Below are 19,069 nucleotides of genomic sequence, written 5' to 3' on the forward strand. Positions count from 1 at the left end.
CGTTACCGGGGGACCGATATCAAACCTTGGTCCGATGGAAGTCCCGGAACGACCTCGACGGCGTCGGCCCCCGCTGCCCCTGATACCGCGACCCATACTTCGCGGACCCGTACGGGTGCTCAGCGGGCGAACTGAGCCGGAACACGCACAACTGCCCGATCTTCATCCCCGGCCACAACTTGATCGGCAACGTGGCCACGTTCGACAGCTCCAACGTCACATGCCCGCTGAACCCCGGATCGATGAACCCCGCGGTCGAATGCGTCAGCAACCCGAGCCGCCCCAGCGAACTCTTCCCCTCCAGCCTCGACGCCAGATCATCCGGCAACGTCACCACCTCATAGGTGGAGGCCAGCACGAACTCCCCCGGATGCAGGATGAACGGCTCATCCCCATCGGGCTCGACCATCCGCGTCAGATCCGGCTGCTCGACCGAGGGGTCGATGTGCGGGTACCGGTGGTTCTCGAAAACCCGAAAGAATCGGTCAAGCCGTACGTCGATGCTGGAGGGCTGGATCATGTCCCGGTCGAACGGCTCCAGCCCGAGCCGGCCGACTTCGATCTCGGCAAGGATGTCACGGTCAGATAGCAGCACGGTGAGCAACCTACCGTCCGATCGGAAACTCTGTGGGGTTGGGATTGCTGTTGTGCGCCAAGTTTCCGCTACAGTGGGGGACGCGGCTTCGGGTCGCATGCGGGTGTAGTTCAATGGCAGAACATCAGCTTCCCAAGCTGACAGCGCGGGTTCGATTCCCGTCACCCGCTCTCACTATGAAAAGCCAGGTCAGGGATGGTTGTCCGATCTGGCTTTGATCGTTTCTACAGGTGTTTCCGATCTTCCGTGCCCGTTACGTGCCCGATCCGTTGGGATCTTGACCCTTCAGGGACGCTTGCGGCAAGCTCGCCGAAGAGTCCCCGAGGGAGCGTCTGGCGTTGTCGATGAGCTCCTTGTACGTGATGACCTCAACCCGGTTCACGTGCGTGTTGAACGTCCGAAGCGCTTCATTGATCTCCCGTTCCGGCACGCTCGGTTGGACGGCTGGATGGCCGATCAGAACGACAGCGCTTGCTCGGCGTGTCTCGATGCCGAAGTCTTCGAAGATCTGCTGACGGTTCTCATCTAGTCCGACAAGGTAGTTGACAGCTTGGCCGACCGCATCATGCACCTCAGCAGTAGGCACCCAGGCTCCGCGATGTCGCTTCACCAGAGAACCCTTCATGCTCATGGCCCGCTTCAACTCGACGATGTGAAGACTTCCATCGCCGCGGATCAGAGGAATATCTACCTCGTCACCCGACACCAACCTGCGCTGAGCGGCTTCCCCGACGAAACGCCCACCGAAGATCCAGTGCTGCCCCTCCAGCGCCAGTTGTAGGTCCAGCTCCGTGGCGGTCCTGTCCTCCACCACTTTGCGCAGGCTTGCCAGACGAGCTGAGCGCTGCTGAAGCTGGGATGCCCGGAGGATCATCTGACCATCTGAATCAGCGGCTAGGAGAGCCCATGCCTCTGGTGACGCAGCAATCCGCTGAGCGGCTTCCTCTGGGTCTTCGATATCAACCCGCTCCTGGAGCACACGCTCCAGCCACACCATCGTCTCCCTCCGGCCGCGGAAGAGCGAGTATCGCCCTGGCCGACCTTCCGGTGCTACGAGATACCGAGCGTCATGGCTGAGCGAGTTGATAAAGGCCAGCAGATCATCCACATCTGCACCGGGATGTTGGTCCAGGAACTCGCGCCCCGCCTCGGCGACGTACTTGAATTTGATCTCAAGCATGTTCGCCACAAACTTCCGCAATCTTTGATTGCGTATGCTGTCTTGAAAAAGTCGGTATCTCTCGTTGAACTCCGGTTGCAGGATACGTTCCTCGGCGTAATCCAGAGAGTCCTGCAGCAGCCGCACAACCTCCCACTCGCCGACCGAGGCTGCGTGTCCGCGCGCCTGTGTCAAGAGTTGCACGAGCGCCTTCCCGCCCCTGCGGTGGCCGCCGCGTCCAGTTCGCATGTGCTGGAGCACGGAGGTGACCGCTCGCTTCACCTCGTCGCTGGCCGCCTGCTTGTGAACGTACTCAAGTTGTAGGTCCAATGAGAAGTCTGATCTGACGCCCATGGGCTGAAGTGTGACCGGCAGGTGTGACAGTTTCTTGCGAGGGTTCCAGGCAGGTTGCCTACGCCGTTCAGGCACGCTAGAGGTCGTCCCACCGATTACGGAAACCCATGTCCCGGAAGCTCGCGAGGAACAGGCCTAGCTCGGGGAGGTTCTCGAACTCCTCCCGGGCAAGGAGTCGGCCGCCATGTGGCGGATGGACTCATCCGGCGCCGGCGACACCCCCGCCTCGACGCAGGCTTGCCTCCGGCGGAGGCACTCCAGCACCGGGATGATCACCGCGTCCGCGAGGTTCGTAGGTGGCCGAGGTGGGAGCCTGATCATCCCGCCCGCTATCGTCCCGGGACAAGCCGAGCAGCCCAGGGCCACGGGGCCAAGGTCGTTCGTCCAGCGGGGCGCTCCACCTTGTCCCCATGGCCCTGGCTCGCTTCCCCTTCGGGCGGGACGATGGCAGACGGGATGACCAGGCAGCGCAGGCGCGCGCAGTGCGGCGACAAGACTGTAGGTCACGGGCTGGTTCCCCTGCCATTGGCGACGGCTATAGGGGTGGTTCTGGCACGACTCCCCAGTAAAAGGTGGAATCTGCCAACAATTGCCGGGTCAGTGTTATCCCGGTGAGGCGCTCGGCGAGCAAGAAGGCCGGCCCTTCGTAGAGATAGGGTAACCCGGGGTAGAGCCTGTCGATCTCCGCCATAGTGTCTACGAGTTCGTCCGGTGTCTCCATCATGTATCCCTCTTGCGCCCAGAAGCCGAATCTGATCTTGCCGTCCTCGAACCAGTAGAAGTAGTCCAAGCCCTTGATGCTGAGCGCGAACTGGGAGACGAGTCGGGTGCCCTTGGACAGCGAAGGGAGCACGTCTTCTTCGCGGGTGCCAAGCGAGCCAGATTCGACGATGAACGACCATTCTCCGATGGAGGCGATGCCGATCGGGTCGCCGGGGAATGGGAACTTGTCGGGGTTACCGGGGAATGGGCCGGGCGTGAAGTCCTCCCATCGGCCGCCGAGGCGAGTGATTACCTGATCAGGTGCATCACGGACGTAGATGAAGCTGTAGCCATACTCGGTGTACTCTCCGCAGAGCCAGGAGACGTCAAGGGGATGCGTAGTCATGGCGCCATGCTGCCAGCCTCCACCGACAGTCGCAGACGCCCAGTAGTTCGAGGCTGCAGTTGCTCGCTTGGGACCCTCAGGCATTCGCCGGCCGCCGTTGCAGGAGCTTCTGGTGATCGTCGTGCCATTAACCCCGATGACGAGGGGTCAACCACGGTCACTCAGGACCGGGCTGGGACCGCCGCTGACCAGCCACCCAGGGTCCAGAGCCCGTAATAGCTGCAATTCCCAAGCTGACAGCGCGGGTTCGATTCCCGTCACCCGCTCTCATCGTGAAGGCCCGGGTAGACCGACGAAGTCGGTATCTGAGCCTTGATCTTTGTTGGGGCCAGATGCAACCGGGCCAGGCGGACCGTCCACGTCCCCATCATCATCGTGGCGTATCGGATGAGCCCTACCGCTCCGGACAACGCCAATCTCGACCATTCTGAGTGGATCAACGTCCTGAACTCGGCCGGCGCCGCCTTCCCGGCCTTGTCCTCCGACAAGCACAGCTTGTGACGAAACTCCGCGCAACTCCCTTGCACATAGGAGCGTCAGGCGCATGGGGTGCGCGCGTCGCGCGAACAAGACCAGGTCGCGGGAGAACGGTGGCGCCTCGTGGCGCACCTCCCAGGCGGTTCATCACGTACGTCCTCGGCTGACGGGTGTGAGGTGCGAAAACCGCCGCTATTCGTTCTTCCTCTGCAAAGCCTGGCCTGAAAGCTTCACCAAAGCCGGAAGTGTTACGGCTGGTCGCCATTGGAGAGCTACGCTCCCCCTTTGCCGGGCTCCTATACGAAGGCCGGTGGACCGAGCTAGTAGCGATCAGGGAAGGGAGGCATCATGGCACAGCCGCCCTACCACGCCGGGCCCGGTGCGTGGCAGCCGCAGGGCCAACCGCGCCATGCCAGAAGCGGGCCGCAGGGCGTATACGGGAATACGCGGCAGCCGCAACCGCCCTACCCGTTTGGTCCGCCGTATGCGCCTGGAGGGCCACCGCCCCCGCGGCGGCGCAGGAAGTCGGGGTGTACGGCGGTGCTGTTGGGCGTCTCAGGGCTGCTGCTAGCCGCCTTGGTGATCGCCGTCGGCTTCGTGGCGGTGTCCAAGCTGCGGGGCGATGTCCGTCCGATCGCACGAGGAGACCGCACCGCCTCGCCGGAGCCCGGGCGGGACATCGCCGAGGGCGGCGCCAAACTGAAGACGGTCGAGCGTGACGGCTACGACGAGCTGAAAGGGGAGGAGGCGGAGGGGATCGCCGATCCTGGGCCGCTGGTGGCGAAACCCGGCCGCTCGCCGCGCCGGTACGCCGGCTCACCGGTCATCTCAGCCTGCACTCTGCTGACGTTCGCCGATCTGAACCAGCTCGGGCTGCTTCTGCACCCCAATCCCCTGATCGGATCGTACCGGCGCTCCTACTTCGACGGGCAGGGCAATGGTCCGATCGAGAAGGGCGGGCTGTTCGTCCCGACCGACGCGCCGAACAGCTGCAAGTACGTGCTGTGGCCGAAGTCCCCGGTGGAGATCGCGGTTTTTCAGGAGAGCTACACCAGTTCCCGCGCCATGGACTACTCCTTCGATCGCTACAGCACGAGGCCGGCGATCGGCGACGTGACGGTGCGGGAGCGCAAGCGCAGCTCGAGCCGAGTGAACGAGACCATCGACTACCTGCACTACGTTCTACGGCTGAAGAACACGGTCGTTCAAGTGGAGTTGTCGCTACAGCGCGGACCCCAGCAGGAGAAGCTCAGGCGGGCGCTGCTGAAGACGATCGCCGGCAACCTGGTGGAGCGCTCGGCGGATCCGGCGGGTATCCCTTCCATCGCCTATGACAGCCCTCTGATCACCGCGAAGCCGGCGCCTGCGTGCGCCCTCATCGAGGCCAAGGACTTCCAGACGCTGTTCCGCCGGCCGGCCGCGCCGTTCGTCGGGGAGGAGTTCGGCAGCGCGGCCGGCAGGACGAACTTCAGCATCGGCACGGGCATCCCCGACCAGAACGAGTACGCCTACGTCTACACACGGTGCGAGCGGAGCACGGGGCACAACTACCTCACCGACCGATACAAACTGCAGGTAGAGGTCATCAGCTACATGGCCGATGCCGCGCCCGCGCACTCTATCGAGTTCACCAGGCCGCTCGACGGCGGGCAGCCGCTGACCCGTCCTGCGGGCGAGGAGTCGTACTGCGTGACCCGGCCCTATGCCCGATCGGCCGGCGCGCTGGTGTTCCGGAAGGGGCGATTCCTGGTGACGCTGTGGATGACTCAGCCCGATGATGTTCAGCGCTTCGATCCGCGCGAGCGCTGCGGGCGCATCGCCTCCGTGGCGCAGCGGGTGGCCGGCAGGCTGTTGTAAGGCCCCTGCCCTGGAAAGCACGCCGACCGCATGCGGCGGCTCGTCGCAACCGCTGAGGCGGACGTTTCCGAGTTCGACGAATGACTCGCCTGTTGCTGAACGGCGAACGCCAAGCCCGCCAGCCGTACGGGCGCGCTCGATCCGACGTGCGACTTTTACGCACGCAGTAGGCCGAGCGGCGGCATGAGCGTGTGCGTCGGCAGTGCTCCAGCATGGTGAGATGGCGGTTGTGGCGATCAGCGAAGTCGACGGCTGGCCGGTGGGTGAGCGGACGGTCGCCTCGGTGGCGCGCGTTCCGATCGTGGGCCCTTGGCCGTGCCCGTTGCGTGCCCGTCAGGTTGGTGCATAGCGGGGAGTCACGGAGACTCATGGTCGCTCGGCTGGCATTTGCCCAGGCCGGCGTTTCCCCAGTTCATACCGTGTGATCTTGAAAGGCTTCCCAAGCTGACAGTGCGGGTTCGATTCCCATCACCCGCTCCATACCAGAAAGCCCAGGCCAATCGGCATTTCAGGATCCGAGATTTGAACTTATCGATCTTCTCGTGCCATTAGGCGTGCCGTTAGGGCCGATGATCTCTCAGCGGGTACCAGCACGCCAGGCGGGTCGTCCTCGCCGTCACCGCGTGCCAATTCGTTCCCGATCAGGTGCTTGTCGATCACTTGTGTGATCACCTGGGTCCGCCCCGAGCACCGCATGCTGATAGATCATCGCGGCGCGCACGTTGTCATGGCCCATCCGAACCATCAGGTCCTTGAGGCCCCGCACTCGACTCCGCCGCGATCGTGTTCGCCGTGTGGTGAAGGTCGTGCAAATGGAGCCCCGGCACCCCGATGGTCCGTACGGCATGCGTCCAACCACTCACTTGTTGAACCCACTCCGCCGCATCGGGCCGCCCTTGGCCCCCGCGAAGACGAGCGCGTCATCCTCCGGCTTCACGTAGATCCTCATGTACTCGCGCAACTCCAGCAGAATGGGCCTCCGGGATACCGATCACGCGCTTGCCGGCCTTGAACTTGGGCGGCCCGAGAATCCTCTCCCGATCCCCGGCGCCTCGACCAGGACCAGATGTTGGTCCTGGAGTTCACCGGGAGCGAGGATGACGCCTCAGAGGAGCGGAACGTCCTGTGGCGGCTTACGGGATATCTGATCATCGGCCTGATCGGGCCGCCCGTCGCCATCGACGACACGGCGTGGAACAACGGCCACAACCTCCACCTGTGACAATGTCCTGCCATAGCGGAACGCCCCGGCGTTCGGTGCGCTCCACGGCCTCACTGATGACGCCACCTTCGGGCTATTCCACCAGCGCGCCGAATACGTAGGTTCCGGGAGCGTCCGGGTCGTCGCCGGCCCAGAACTCTGTCCAGTGGGTGCGGAACTCGTCGCGGGTGAGATGACCGTCACCGTCCAGGTCGAGGCGCGGGAAGATCTCATCGGTCGCTGAGGGCGCCCCGTTCCACGTCTCGATGAGCGCGCCGTATTCCGAACAGGAGATGAGGCCGTCGCCATTGAGGTCGATGGCCTCGAACATCGCGTCGGCAGTGCCGGAGACCGCGTCGGCCATGTCACCAAGTCCATCCACGACGCGAAGCACCTCGTCGAGGGAAACGGCGTCGTCTCCACGGGGGCCAGAGGCGGCTCGGAGCACCGGCCACCAACCGGTCATGATGGAGGCCAGTCGCTCTGGGTCGACGGACCCTCCGACGGCCGTCCAACGGTGGGCGAGCGCCTGGAAGTCGGCCTGGGTCAGTCGGCCGTCGCCGTCCACATCCATCGCCCGGAAGACTCTGCCGACCTTTCTACGCTGGAACTCACTGGCCACATCCGCCTCCACTCTTCGGGAGACTCAATGTTTTCGAGAGATCACTAATCGTGACCATAGTCATTTGAGTGATGAACGCATTACTTAGCGTAGAGGCCCTGGTTCGTGACGTAGGAAATCGTCATCCGAAGGACAGGGTCAACGAGGACCAGGGAATCGTCCCGGCCGCCCCGAGAGCACGTGCGGTCGATCACGCCACAGCCACCTTGCGGCCGTGGGACCAGCGCCAAATGGTGGCGACAGTTTCTAGTGGGAGGGGAACAGACCGGTCCTGGTCAGGGACTGTTCTCGCGCGGTGTATCACCGTGGCACTACACACCGTGCCCATCGAACTCGCTGACCGAGTGCCGTACCGTCACGCACCAGAGCGCAGCTGCTCCACAGCCGACTCCACCGTCTCGCGGAACCTGAACGCCCGGTCCAGCCTTATCTGTCGGCAGTGTGCCAGCAGGTCAACAGGAGCTGCCGCGACAACCAGCGCTCCGCCACCTGTCATCACTCGCTTCGCGCTCGAAAGAACCGCTCCGATGGTCCAGCTGTCCCAGGCGTCAACGCCGGCAAGGTCGAGGACCAGATAGGGCGGATCCGGCATGGGCAGCGCCGTCATCGCATCCCGAAGACGAGCCCCTAAGCGAGCATCGTGGCAGAACTCACCGCTCACGTGCAGGACCGCATACCAATCGTGCAGCGCTCCATGTATTTCCAGAGCAGTGCCAGGTTGCTCGCTCATGCTGCAACCCCCGTCTCTGCCGATTGCCCTCCATTCTGCCTCCGGCTCGGGCTCCAGCTCCAACTCCGGGTCCGGCTCCGGGGTGATCGCCGTACTGCGGCAGGATCGTAGATGGCTGAGGTGAAAGCCTGATCATCCCGCCTGTCACCACCCTGGGAGAAGGCGAGCAGGACGGGAGCCAATGTCGTTCCTCATGCGTCGCGCGAGGAGTGCCAGGTGGCGGGCTGATCGTCGTGCCAGCGCGCAGTTAGGGCGAGCCTCCGTGAGTGGTGGATTGGGCTGAGGTCGGCTCAGATCAATAAGCGGCCGAAGCCGATGTCCTGCTTGGGCGTGGTGCCCTTGGTCGGGGCTGATGAACGTGGGCCTCGTCGTGTTCACACCGTCTGACGAGCCTGGCAGTACGGCTACTGCCGACTCGGTCGGGATCGCAAGTGCGAGGTCCGCGCGGCCGTCCTTGTTGAAGTCCGACAACTGCAGCGAGACGCCGAACGATTGAACGTGCTGCGCATCGAGCACGTCGCCCGGTTCGATTATCTGGGCTCCTTCACCCGGCAGGCGGTTCTTTCCTCCGTACAGCAGGAAGGTGGCGCCTTTGCCGGCGAACTTGGCGGGTGCGCTGACGGGAGTTTCCCCCTGAGCGTGGACACCGATCTCAGGCGGCAGTCTTCAGGCTATCTGTCGTCTTCTCGTAGTCGATTGGGCTCAGCTGGCTGAGGCGGGAGTGCCGCCTGATCGTGTTGTATCGAGTGATCCATCGGAATACCGCCAGGCGGGCGGTCTAAGCGTCGGGCCATCGGTGCGCGCCCTGAAGCGTCTCGCGTTTGAGGGTCGCGTTAAACGACTCGGCCAGAGCGTTGTCGGCGCTGGTCCCGACCGCTCCGCGTGAGCGGGTGACCCCCAGTCTTCGACACGCTCGCGCGAACTCCCGAGAGCAATACTGCCCGCCGTTGTCGCTGTGAAAGATCGCGCCGTCGAGGCGGTCACCCCGGGTGTTCGCAGCGGCTTGCAACGCGTCGACGACGAGTTCGGTGCGCATGTGATCGGCGATCGACCAGCCCACCAGACGCCGCGAGTACAGATCCACGACCGTGGCCACGTAGAGAAACGCGCCGCCACCGACGGGCAGGTACGTGATATCGCCGACGTAGCGGCTGCTCGGCTCCTCGGCGGTGAAGTCGCGCTGCAGCAGATCCGGGACCGGCCGGGCATCCGGCTCAGGGACCGTGGTGCGGATCTTCTTGCGCAGATGCAGCCCGACGATGCCGTGCTCGCGCATCACCCGCTCCACCCGCTTGTGGTTGACCTTGATGCCAGCCGCGCGCAACTCGGCTGTCATCCGGGGCGAGCCATAGGTACCGTCATGCTCGGCGTGGATCCGCCGCATCCGCCCGGCCAGCTCCTCATCGGCCATACCGCGGGCCAGCCGCGCACCGGCGCCCTTCAGCCACCGGTAGAAGCCTGAGCGTGACACCTGCAGCACTCGGCACAACCGCTTCACCCCCAAGAGCGCCTTGTGGTCCTCAACAAACTGGAAGCGGCTCACCAGTTCGTCTCGCCCGCGAAAAGCTTGGCAGCTTTGCGCAGGATGTCCCGCTCCAGCTCCAGCTCCAGGATCCGAGCCTTGAGCTGCTTGTTCTCCTCTTCCAGCACGTCGTCCGACGCTTCGCGCTCAGACCATGCCGTCTTCCCAGCCGGCTCTCCCTCGCCCCGAGCTTGCGCGGCACGCACCCACACGCGCAGCGTCTCGCGACTGACCCCCAGATCCCTCGCGATCGACGTGATTGTCCGGTCCGGCCTCGACAACACCAACGCCACCGCGTCGGCCTTGAACTCAGGCGGGTAGTTCTTCATCACCATCAAGGACATCTCTTCCCCTGGACCTCAAGATCCAGTCTCCAAGGTGTCCACGTCCAAGGGGGAACGCCCGACCGCTACATCCGCGTATCCGTCGTGGTTGATGTCGTCGACAGCGAGATAGCCGCCGAACCCGTCGCCGTCCACGGAACCTGCGAGCAGGCCGCGAGAGTCCTGGGAAATCAGTACGCCCTTGGGGGTCAGTCCCTTGGGTGAGCCGCGGTGAACGTAGATCTGGCCTCCGGGGTCGGCTGCGTCGGCATAGCTGTTGCCCGCGATCACGTCGCCAAAGCCGTCGCCGTTGACATCGCCGACGCCCAAGGCCTGAACGCCCCACGTATCGAAGGTGCGACCGGCCACCACCTTCAGCCCGCTGGAGGAGCCGCGGTAGACCGCCCCCTTACCCTCATCAGCTGGATCGTCGTCAGAAAAGGCGGCCACGAGATCGTCGATCCCGTCGCCCGTGACGTCGCCTGCGGCCAGCGCATTGATCTCGCTGGACTTCTTGACTATTCGAGGCCATGGCGGATGCTGCCGTATCCGGCTGCTCCCATAGACCACCCCAACCGACTGTTCCGTCACCAGTCCCAGATCCTGGTAGCCGTCCCCGTTGAAGTCGCCTGCGGTCAACAACTCCCCGAACGTCGCGTCTTCGGGCTCGAGCAGAACCGCCGAGCGGCTGGACAGCCCCCTCCTTGCTGCCGAAGAAAATCGTCACAGCGGCAGGCGAGAGATTGGATTCGGGAGTCGCGCCGATGGCGAGATCGGCGTATCCGTCGCGATCGAAATCGCCGCTGGCGGACGACACGCCGAAACTGCTGCCATTGGTCGAAGCCCCCCCGGCTGGCCCGCCTGTTCAGGCTGGAGAAGCTTCTGACGACGCGTGGTGAGTCCGTCGGCTCCGCCGTACGAGACGATGACGTATCCGGAAACCGTGGAAGGTTTGCCCTCCCACCATGGTCCAGGAGCACCGATGGCGAGGTCGGCGTAGCCGTCGCCGTTGCAATCGCGGGCCTTCACCGTGTCGCAGCCCACTTGGCATTTTCCGCGGGTTCCCGGCAGCTTCAGCGGTGCCTTCGTCGGAGTCGGTGAGCGGGCCGCAGAGGGAATCTCGGCAGGTTCAGGCGCATGAACGGGGGCGGATGTGATCGGGAGCCGAGCCGCCGGAGCCTCGGCGGAACATGCGGTCAGACCTACCGCGATGGTCATGGTCGCAAACCCTCGCGTGATGGTCGTCCGCATGACCGGCAGGATAAAAGGCCGCTGTGAGATGAGTACGACGAAGGTGACGATCGAATCTGGGCGCGCTTTCATGTCGCCACGTCGCTCCAGGTCACCGTTGCCGGCAGGGTGAAAGGTATGCCGACCGATATTTGCCGGTGCGGCTCAAGGGGGCCGCTGCGCGGCCTCGCGGTCCTGCGCTTGTCAGGGGTGGCCGCAATTGTGTCTGTGCCTGTGCTTGGGGCGATCGATCGGCGGCAAGTTTCGGGACGGCAGGGCAGATGTACTAATGGCGTTCGGGAGGCAGTTCACCGACTCGCGCCACCGTGTGGGTTCCATTGCCCGTGCATCGCCAGACAGCGATTTTGTGTTCCAGTTCGGCGCGCAGGCCTAGATCATGAGCGGAGCAGACGGGCCAGACTTTCCAGAGCAGCTCCATGATCACTTCCTGAGTGGCGTCCGCGACGCTCGCGAGCGCCTCCTGAGCATCGCGTCCCTCGGCGGACCTGATGCCGTTGCCCTGGTAACCATCCCGGAACTCCACCCAGGCATGACCGCTGTCGTCCCAGTCAGGGATGACCAATCGGAGGGTTCCAGTGATTCCCCTGCTGCGGACGTCGCGCTCGACGAGCTTCAGTGCCTGTTCCAACGCCACCCACAGACTTGGTTCGAGGGCGAAGGTGGGCTCGAACCGGACGTCACGGAGAAGCCTCTTGCCCAGGCGGGCCACGTCGGCCGTTGTCAGATGAGCGGTTGGGCGTTCGAGGAGTTCCCGCGTGGCAGGGGTGCTTATGTCGGCTTCCTCCAGCAAGCAGGCCAGCGCGATGACGGGTTCGACGTCAAGGGCGCCGTCGCGCAACGCCACGTAGATGCGGCCCGTCAACTCGTCGATGACCTGCCGGGCTTCCTCATGGGAGTGCACGCTGCAGTGTTGCCGATCGGCTGAAGCCAGGCAACCGAAATCGTGGCGTGCGACTCGGTCAAGATGGCGGCTGGGCTGTGCCCCTTCCTGCAGCGATCGGGGAGTCACGTGGCTGGAGAGGCGAAGGTGCTCTGTGAGAGCGTGCCTGCCTGCGAACGTTCCGCCGTGTCGCTGAAACTGGATGCGATGCCCCTTGCCCTCTTCTGGAACGAGACGCGCTGGCGCGCGAATCGCTCACTGCTCTGTTTGTCGCGGGCCCGGATAAGGCGCCCATCGGTCGAGGTGTCGAAATCCTTGACGGGCTCGGCCTGATTCGGTGACCTTGCCGCGGTCATGGCGGTGCGTCCCGGCCCTGAGCGCTCGACAGGCAGGACAGGAGATTGTCGTACGGGATGGCTACGGTTCGGGGTGTGACGTATCCCGAGGTCATCCCGATTTCATACGAGCCCGACTATCACACCGACCGCATCGGCCGATGGCGAGATGGTCAGTTCCTTGGCGGGGTTGTGCCTGCCTTCCGGGAAGGCTACTCAAGAACAGAGGATTGGTTATCCCATAAGCGGTGGTATGCCGTTCTTCACCGCTTCAGCCCTGAAGGTCACTACCTTGACTCTCGTGTCGAATGTACCGGAGCCGATGACAGGCATAGGGAGTCGGTAGACGCCGCAGATCGGCGGCTGGACGAATGGCTCACTGAGCTGCCCGACCTCGAGTTCGGCGACATCGCCATTCGTCCGTTTCGGCTGGAATTCGATGGCGTGGTGTTCGGGCTGATCCTGGAAGACCATGAAGGCGAGGAGTGCGCGGAGCTTTATCCCAACGATCTTGGCTTCTATGCACCCTGGGACGGCCTCTACGACACCTGATCACCATCATTACGGGCCATCGAGAGCCGGAGTGGCCTGGAGTTCGGCCCCGTCGGTCATAGGGTTCTGGGCGACAGAGGGCCAGTCGCCCAAGCTGAGCGTATTTCCGCACGTCAGGTGCAGCTCAGGGCGGGCCTGGATCTTCCCGCGAGGATGGCCTGCTCTGAATACTTCCGGCCTCCATCGACCGCCAGTGCTTCGCTTCGCATCGACGCCGACAAGGCCAGGTCTTGGCTGATCGTTGCCGTCAGCGGGCCGAGAGCTGGTCTCCGGCGCAGGTCAGTGCCACGACGAGCCAAGGTGCTTGCGATTCCCGCGTCGACAGCGCACCTCTTCGGGAAGCATCGCGGGACGTTGCCCAATCTGGTGAGGCGGTCTTTCGTCGTTAGGAGAAATGTTTCATGAGCGGTGCGACAGCGGCTGACTATGCGTGGCTGGCGGACGAACGCACTGGTTACGATGGCGAGGCAGGGCTGTGCCTGACCTTCGTGCGGGGGTTGCCTCCCGACGAAGCCTTTCGGCGGATCGGGGCCGCCCCTGGAGCTGCCGGCGAGTTCGGAATCGCAGCCTATGCCGTGCAGAGCGGGACCGTTCTTGAGTACGGATGGGCGGGGATGTTACGGGGGCAGTCGGTTCCCTTGTCCGTCGGCACCGTCGTGGCCACCGTATTCGTTGACATCAACCACGATGACTTCTTCTATCTCGTCGACGGCCGGCGGATCAGCTCATTCAGCTGGTACGCCTACTCCCTTCGCCACGGTATCGACCCTGATCCGCTCCTGGCCGACGTACACGAGTTGGGGCTCGACCTGGACGATGGCACCGAAGAACCGCTGCCGAGCGCGCTCGCGCTGGCCGAGCGTGCCACCGGAGTGCGGTTGCACCGCGCCGACTACATCAGACCTTCGCTGATCGGCTCGGTTGGTCAGGCCTGAGCGAAGCGCGAGGAGATCGCGACCGCCTGCACAGGAACCGCCTACGGATGCTCATCGAATCCCGATGGCCTTCCAGCGACTCGGCGCGGTAGGCGAGGTCATCGGCGGACGCGGTAGCGGAGGTGTGTGGCTTCCCGTCCTCGGATGACCTGGATGGTCTCCAGTTCGATGTGGTCGGCGCCGAGGTGTTCGAAGAGTCGGCGGCCCTCACCGAGCAGGACCGGGACCAGGTGGATCTGTATCTCGTCGAGGAGTCCGGCCAGGAGACAACCCTGGGCGGTACCCACGCCATGGACCAGCACGTTCTTCTCGCCGGCGGCCTCCTTGGCGCGGCGTACGGCGTCCTTGAGATCGCTCAGATATGTGACGTTGGGCCACTTCGCGTATCGGGGGCCGGGTTGGTGGCGGCTGAGAATGAAGATGGGCACGCCGTCGTGATGATCTCCGTCCCAGCCTCCGGCTGGTTCGAAGGTTCCGCGGCCGGCGAGCACCGCTCCGGTGGAGAGAGAATCGTCAAGGACCTCACGATCGGCGCCGTCCAGTTGTTCGGCGTTGCCGACGCCTCCCGTCCATTCGTGGAGGCGGTGTCCGCCGTCACCCAGGCCGTTATCGGGTCCCTCATTGGGGCCGGCGACGAAGCCGTCGAGGGACATGGACATGTAGAGGACGGTCGACGACATGACGGGGGTTCTCCCTTGTTCGAATGATGAGCAGGGGTGGCGCAAATCTGATACCGCGGCACCGCCGGGCCGCGCACAGCCGTGGGACGCCAGGTGTGTGAGTTGACTGACTTGATTCTCTTCGCGATCGGTGGCGTTCAGAACGAGCTGAAGGGGTGTGCGTCTGGAAGGTTGGGATCCTTGTCGGCCTTGCTGGCGTTGGTCGCCGCCCAGACGCCCAGACGCCCAGACGTCCAGAGGTCCGGAGAGTGGTTGGTTGCCGCATTAGCGGTCGTGTGGCAGCTCAGGCCGTTCGCCAGGTTCGTCGAGGTTTGTTGTGCGGGCGTCCGGGGATGCCGGGGCGTTGCTGCCATGGGCGGGGTCCGTCGGGCGGGCGGTAGGCGACGCCCAGCGCGTCCAGGCGGGCGTAGTGTGCCGCGTTCATCCGGCGCTCGAAGCCGTCGAAGTCGCGTTCGTCGGGAGCCGGCAGGTCCGACCAGGCCACTTCGGCGAACGCGACCAGCCGGGGAAACGCCTGGTAGTCCACTCGGCCGCGATTTTCGGCGACTTCCGTCCACAGGTTGGCCTGGGTGCCGATGACGCGGGCCGCGTGAGCCGTGCCCGCCAGCCGGGGCGGCACGGGCTCGAACCGGTAGACGTCCTCCAGCGTGTGCACCCAACCGAACGGCACGGGCTCCCGGGCATCCTGGGACTGGACGTGATCGAGGTAGACCTCCTGCTGAGGGCACATCACCACGTCGTGCCCGGCCTCGGCGGCGGCGATGCCGCCCGTGTACCAGCGCCAGCACGCGACGGCGGCGCCCTCCGCCAGGCCGCCCTCCAAGATCTCGTCCCAGCCGATGAGACGACGGCCACGCTCGGCCAGCCAGCGGCCGAAGTGGCTGATCATCCAGGACTGGAGCCCGTCCTCGTCCTTGAGCCCCAATTCCCTGATGCGTGCCTGCGCCGTGGGTGACTCGCGCCATTGGCCTTTGAGACACTCGTCGCCGCCGATGTGGATGAACAGGCTGGGGAAAACCTCCAGCACCTCTTCCAGAACGTCCTCATAGAAACGCAGTACGGCGTCGGTCGGCGCGAGCACGTTTGGGCTCTTTCCCCATTCGGTCCACACCTCCAGCGCGGTGGTGTCGATGACGTCGGTGTTCCCCAGTTCGGGATAGGCGGCGATGGCCGCCTGCGAATGACCTGGGATATCGATCTCCGGGACGACCGTGATGTGCCGCTCCCCGGCGTACGCGACGATCTCGCGTAGGTCGTCCTTGGTGTAGAACCCGCCGTGCGGCCGTTCCTCCCAGATCGCCGGCTCGCCCCAGCCCATGCGGGTACGCGGTCGCCACGCGCCGACCTCGGTCAGCCTGGGATAACGCTCGATCTGGACGCGCCAGCCCTGGTCATCGGTGAGATGCAGATGGAACACGTTGAGTTTGTGCGCGGCCAGCAAGTCGACGTACCGCATCAGGTCTTCCTTGGGCAGGAAATGGCGTGCGACGTCGAGCATGAATCCCCGCCAGGCGAAACGCGGCGCGTCGTGTACGGTCACGTACGGCACCATGACCGGCTCTCGTGCGATGGGGGCACGGCGAAAGGCGTCCAAGCCCTGGATCTGCCGTAAGGTCTGACGCCCCCAGAAAACACCGGCCTCGTCACCGCCCGCGATCTCGGCGCCGTCGGCCGACACGGTCAGTCGATATGCCTCAGGCCGGAGCAACGGATCGACGCGGGTACGCACGACCCCTGTGAACGGCCCGGAACCTCCGGCCCATTCGAGCCGGACCGGTGCGGGAATCAAGCCCGGTTCGATCGCCACCGGCCTATTCTGCGCTCGGCCGGCGGCATGGGAAAGGCAGCCGACCCCGGCAGAGATATCCACTGGAAATTTCGCCGCCGGGCCGCGAACCTGGCGAGCATCCATCAAGGCCAGTGTTCGAACATCTGGAAGGCGTACCCGATGACGCAGACCTCCCAAGAGCATCCGGACCTGCTGGTGAAGGGGCATCCTTTCCGGCAGTGGAAGACGTGGCGGATCCCCGGCACCGCGTTCACCCTCACCGGTTACTCCCGGGCGAACGACAAGACCTTCTTCCACATACCGGAGCTGCGATGCGCCCTGGACGCCGGGTTGTGCGAAGGGCGGCAGCCCGAGACGGTCTTCTTGACGCACACGCACCACGACCACGCCAAGGATCTCGACTACCTCGCCTCCAGGCCATCCGGCGCCGACATCTACCTGCCGGCCGAGGCGCTGCCCTATGTGGAGGCTTTCCTGCGTGCGTCCGCCGAGCTGAATCACGCGGCGCCGTACGATCCGGCGCTGGCCCCGGCCTATCGTCTTCACGGCGTGCGGCAAAACGACGAATTCGCTTTCGGCTCCCGTGGCCACCACGTGCGCGTGGTGGGATGCGAGCACAAGGTGCCCTGCGTGGGCTACGCGTTCAGTGAGAACGTCAAAGAGCTGCTGCCCGAATTCCAGGACCTGCGGGACGGACTCGTCCGGGACGGACGCGGCGCGGAGTTCGGCCGGATCATGGCGCGGAAACGGCGAGAAGGCGTGGAGATCGACCGGCAGGTACGCCGCCCCCTTTTCGCCTTCCTCGGCGATACGCATGTGTCGGTGTTCGAGCGGAACCCCTGGCTGTTCACCTATCCGGTCATCATCACCGAGTGCACCTTTCTCCACGACAGCGAGCTGCCTCGCGCGGACCGGGTCGGGCACACGGTGTGGAGCCGGCTCAAACCCGTGGTCGAGGCGCACCCGGACACGCTGTTCGTACTGACCCACTTCAGCCTGCGCCATTCCGATCAGGAGGTGGTCGATTTCTTTCGGCGGGAACGGCACGACAACGTCCTGGTGTGGGCTAATTCGGAAAGCCACCTGCCGGAGCAGCACCAGTCCGGGCACGCGGACCAGTAGACGGTCGAAGGAGAGGATGAGGTCATGCTGCCCGCGGACAGTCATGTTCACAGCGAATGGTCGTGGGATGCGCCGGGCGGCTCGATGGAGCGGACCTGCGCGCGGGCGGTGGAGTCAGGGCTGCCCGCGGTCGCGTTCACCGAGCACGTGGATTTCACGGCCTGGGTGGTCCTTGCCGACGACCTCGACGAATACGCGCATCTCAAGCCGTTCGTCACGCCGGCCGGAACGCCGACCGGGACGCCGACCGGGACGCCGACCGGGACGCCGACCGGAACGCTGACTCCGCCGAGATTCGATCCCGGCGGATACCTGGAGTGCGTGCGGCGCTGCCGCGATCGGTTTCCGAGCCTGCGCATCATCACCGGGGTGGAATTGGGCGAACCGCATTGGTACGGCGACGAGGTCGCGAGGCTGCTCGACGCCGGGCAGTTCGACCGGGTGCTCGGTTCGCTGCACTGCCTGCCGGTGGGGCGGCAGTTCTCCGAGCCGCCGTACCTGTACCGTCAGCGACCGGCCGCGGAGGTGATCCGGGAATACCTGGCCGAGATACCTCGCCTGATCAGGAGCTCGGACGCCTTCGGGGTGCTCGCCCACATCGACTACCCGCTGCGCTACTGGCCTGCGCAGGCCGGGCCGTTCGATCCGAACGCGTTCCAGGAGGAGTTCCGTCATGCCTTGCGCGTGCTCGCCGACAGCGGCCGGGCTCTGGAGGTCAACACGCGGGGGCCGCTCCATCCCGAGATCGTTCGCTGGTGGCGTGACGAAGGCGGAGACGCGGTCACCTTCGGCAGCGATGCCCACGACCCGACCGGAGTCGCGTACCGCTTCGCCGAGGCGACGGCCATGGTCGAGGCCCAGGGGTTCCGGCCCGGCCGTCATCCCCATGACTACTGGACGCGTACGGGCTGACCGCCGGTGAAGTACTTCCCCGCCATCCGCGTGTGCAGCGGGAACGCCAGTTCCTGCGGCCGGTCGATCACCAGCCACTCCGTCGTTTCGGCCGTGGCCGTCACCGGTGGGAGGGCGGCCGAGCTCGTACGCGGCCCCAACCCGAAGATCAGCACCGTGCCGTCAGGGGCGCTGAGCACGTCGAACAGCCGGACGTCGTCCGCCTCGACGAGGATGCCCGTCTCTTCCCGAAGCTCTCGGGCGGCCGCCTGCTGCCAGGATTCGCCCAGGTCGATGAAGCCGCCGGGCAGGGCGAGCTCGCCGGGGCGCGGCTCGATGTCGCGGCGGATCACCAGCAGTCCCTCGTCCACCGGCAGCACCATCACGGCGACGGGCAGCGGGTTGAGGTAGCTGGTGTTGCCGCAGCCGGCGCAGGTCCGCGGCCAAGGCTGATCCGGGACGTAGGCCGTGCCGCAGAAGGAGCAATGTGAGTTTCTGGTCGTCACGATCACGAGGCTAACGCCGTGACCGGAAACAGCCGACGGTCGCAAGAAGGAAGCGATGGAGAAGAGACACGGAAGCCCCGGCTGCCAGGCTTTCGGCTCGATCGAGAAAGGACGAGTGGCTTCAGGAAAAGTCCGGAACGTGGCGGGCACGGTGGCGGCGGCGGGGGCCGTCGGCGCGTT

The 19,069-nt window shown here is 64.9% G+C and carries 18 protein-coding genes, 1 tRNA gene and 2 pseudogenes; 8 read left to right on the forward strand and 13 right to left on the reverse strand.

Features of this window, described 5'->3' with window-relative positions; genetic code table 11:
- Positions 1 to 19 precede the first annotated feature (19 nt).
- Positions 20 to 595 (reverse strand): dCTP deaminase, encoded by a 576-nt coding sequence (dcd, locus tag ACWEPL_RS26520; RefSeq protein ID WP_350733098.1) that lies wholly within the window; start codon positions 593 to 595, stop codon positions 20 to 22.
- A 99-nt stretch (positions 596 to 694) separates the two neighbouring features.
- Here dcd and ACWEPL_RS26525 point away from each other — a divergent pair.
- Positions 695 to 765: transfer RNA gene (locus ACWEPL_RS26525), tRNA-Gly, on the forward strand.
- 83 nt (positions 766 to 848) lie between these two features.
- Here ACWEPL_RS26525 and ACWEPL_RS26530 read toward each other — a convergent pair.
- The gene (locus ACWEPL_RS26530) at positions 849 to 2,108 is read right to left on the reverse strand and encodes a Shedu anti-phage system protein SduA domain-containing protein (protein ID WP_452437761.1); all 1,260 of its coding nucleotides are present in this window, start codon (positions 2,106 to 2,108) and stop codon (positions 849 to 851) included.
- 535 nt (positions 2,109 to 2,643) lie between these two features.
- Positions 2,644 to 3,216, reverse strand: coding sequence for a DUF6461 domain-containing protein (locus tag ACWEPL_RS26535; RefSeq protein WP_452437762.1), 573 nt, complete (start codon positions 3,214 to 3,216; stop codon positions 2,644 to 2,646).
- Between the two features lie 1,053 nt (positions 3,217 to 4,269).
- Between ACWEPL_RS26535 and ACWEPL_RS26540 the strand changes: the two genes are divergently transcribed.
- A complete protein-coding gene (locus tag ACWEPL_RS26540) occupies positions 4,270 to 5,550 on the forward strand; it encodes a hypothetical protein (protein WP_452437763.1) in 1,281 nt (426 codons plus the stop codon).
- Positions 5,551 to 6,616: 1,066 nt separating this feature from the next.
- A complete protein-coding gene (locus ACWEPL_RS26545; RefSeq protein ID WP_452437764.1) occupies positions 6,617 to 6,772 on the forward strand; it encodes a hypothetical protein in 156 nt (51 codons plus the stop codon).
- 73 nt (positions 6,773 to 6,845) lie between these two features.
- Here ACWEPL_RS26545 and ACWEPL_RS26550 read toward each other — a convergent pair whose 3' ends face one another.
- The 3 genes from ACWEPL_RS26550 to ACWEPL_RS26560 form a co-directional block, all read right to left on the reverse strand.
- Entirely contained in the window at positions 6,846 to 7,373 is a 528-nt protein-coding gene (locus ACWEPL_RS26550) for an EF-hand domain-containing protein (RefSeq protein ID WP_452437765.1), read from the reverse strand.
- 355 nt (positions 7,374 to 7,728) lie between these two features.
- Positions 7,729 to 8,103, reverse strand: a complete 375-nt coding sequence (locus ACWEPL_RS26555) for an STAS domain-containing protein (RefSeq protein WP_363961959.1) — start codon at positions 8,101 to 8,103, stop codon at positions 7,729 to 7,731.
- Positions 8,104 to 8,247: 144 nt separating this feature from the next.
- On the reverse strand, positions 8,248 to 8,619 hold the full coding sequence (locus ACWEPL_RS26560) for an FG-GAP repeat protein (RefSeq protein WP_452437766.1): 372 nt from the start codon (positions 8,617 to 8,619) through the stop codon (positions 8,248 to 8,250).
- On the opposite strand from ACWEPL_RS26560, the gene ACWEPL_RS26565 reads away from it, so the two are divergent.
- Positions 8,602 to 8,817, forward strand: coding sequence for a hypothetical protein (locus ACWEPL_RS26565; protein ID WP_452437797.1), 216 nt, complete (start codon positions 8,602 to 8,604; stop codon positions 8,815 to 8,817). The two genes, ACWEPL_RS26560 and ACWEPL_RS26565, sit on opposite strands and share 18 nt — an antisense overlap.
- Here ACWEPL_RS26565 and ACWEPL_RS26570 read toward each other — a convergent pair.
- The 4 genes and pseudogenes from ACWEPL_RS26570 to ACWEPL_RS26585 form a co-directional block, all read right to left on the reverse strand.
- Positions 8,756 to 9,960 (reverse strand): annotated as a pseudogene (locus ACWEPL_RS26570) (IS3 family transposase). The gene ACWEPL_RS26565 and the pseudogene ACWEPL_RS26570 sit on opposite strands and share 62 nt — an antisense overlap.
- Before the next feature lie 24 nt (positions 9,961 to 9,984).
- The gene (locus ACWEPL_RS26575) at positions 9,985 to 10,587 is read right to left on the reverse strand and encodes a VCBS repeat-containing protein (RefSeq protein WP_452437767.1); all 603 of its coding nucleotides are present in this window, start codon (positions 10,585 to 10,587) and stop codon (positions 9,985 to 9,987) included.
- Positions 10,588 to 10,917: 330 nt separating this feature from the next.
- Positions 10,918 to 11,271 (reverse strand): annotated as a pseudogene (locus ACWEPL_RS26580) (FG-GAP repeat protein); the annotation flags it as partial.
- Positions 11,272 to 11,464: 193 nt separating this feature from the next.
- A complete protein-coding gene (locus ACWEPL_RS26585) occupies positions 11,465 to 12,100 on the reverse strand; it encodes a hypothetical protein (protein ID WP_452437768.1) in 636 nt (211 codons plus the stop codon).
- Positions 12,101 to 12,510: 410 nt separating this feature from the next.
- On the opposite strand from ACWEPL_RS26585, the gene ACWEPL_RS26590 reads away from it, so the two are divergent.
- Positions 12,511 to 12,966, forward strand: a complete 456-nt coding sequence (locus ACWEPL_RS26590) for a hypothetical protein (RefSeq protein WP_452437769.1) — start codon at positions 12,511 to 12,513, stop codon at positions 12,964 to 12,966.
- A gap of 401 nt (positions 12,967 to 13,367) precedes the next feature.
- Positions 13,368 to 13,901, forward strand: a complete 534-nt coding sequence (locus tag ACWEPL_RS26595; protein WP_452437770.1) for a DUF6461 domain-containing protein — start codon at positions 13,368 to 13,370, stop codon at positions 13,899 to 13,901.
- 98 nt (positions 13,902 to 13,999) lie between these two features.
- Here the strand turns inward: ACWEPL_RS26595 and ACWEPL_RS26600 are convergent, their stop codons facing one another.
- Together ACWEPL_RS26600 and ACWEPL_RS26605 are read right to left on the reverse strand one after the other, a co-directional pair.
- Positions 14,000 to 14,554 (reverse strand): dihydrofolate reductase family protein, encoded by a 555-nt coding sequence (locus ACWEPL_RS26600; RefSeq protein ID WP_452437771.1) that lies wholly within the window; start codon positions 14,552 to 14,554, stop codon positions 14,000 to 14,002.
- 310 nt (positions 14,555 to 14,864) lie between these two features.
- The gene (locus ACWEPL_RS26605; RefSeq protein ID WP_452437772.1) at positions 14,865 to 16,553 is read right to left on the reverse strand and encodes a beta-N-acetylhexosaminidase; all 1,689 of its coding nucleotides are present in this window, start codon (positions 16,551 to 16,553) and stop codon (positions 14,865 to 14,867) included.
- Here ACWEPL_RS26605 and ACWEPL_RS26610 point away from each other — a divergent pair.
- Both ACWEPL_RS26610 and ACWEPL_RS26615 read left to right on the forward strand, forming a co-directional pair.
- Complete coding sequence (locus tag ACWEPL_RS26610; protein WP_452437773.1) at positions 16,530 to 17,492, forward strand: MBL fold metallo-hydrolase; 963 nt, start codon at positions 16,530 to 16,532, stop codon at positions 17,490 to 17,492. The two genes, ACWEPL_RS26605 and ACWEPL_RS26610, sit on opposite strands and share 24 nt — an antisense overlap.
- 24 nt (positions 17,493 to 17,516) lie before the next feature.
- A complete protein-coding gene (locus ACWEPL_RS26615) occupies positions 17,517 to 18,404 on the forward strand; it encodes a PHP domain-containing protein (RefSeq protein WP_363961943.1) in 888 nt (295 codons plus the stop codon).
- Here ACWEPL_RS26615 and ACWEPL_RS26620 read toward each other — a convergent pair.
- Positions 18,383 to 18,889, reverse strand: a complete 507-nt coding sequence (locus ACWEPL_RS26620; RefSeq protein ID WP_363961941.1) for an NUDIX domain-containing protein — start codon at positions 18,887 to 18,889, stop codon at positions 18,383 to 18,385. The two genes, ACWEPL_RS26615 and ACWEPL_RS26620, sit on opposite strands and share 22 nt — an antisense overlap.
- Positions 18,890 to 19,069: the final 180 nt, after the last annotated feature.

The organism is Nonomuraea sp. NPDC004186 (assembly GCF_053603495.1).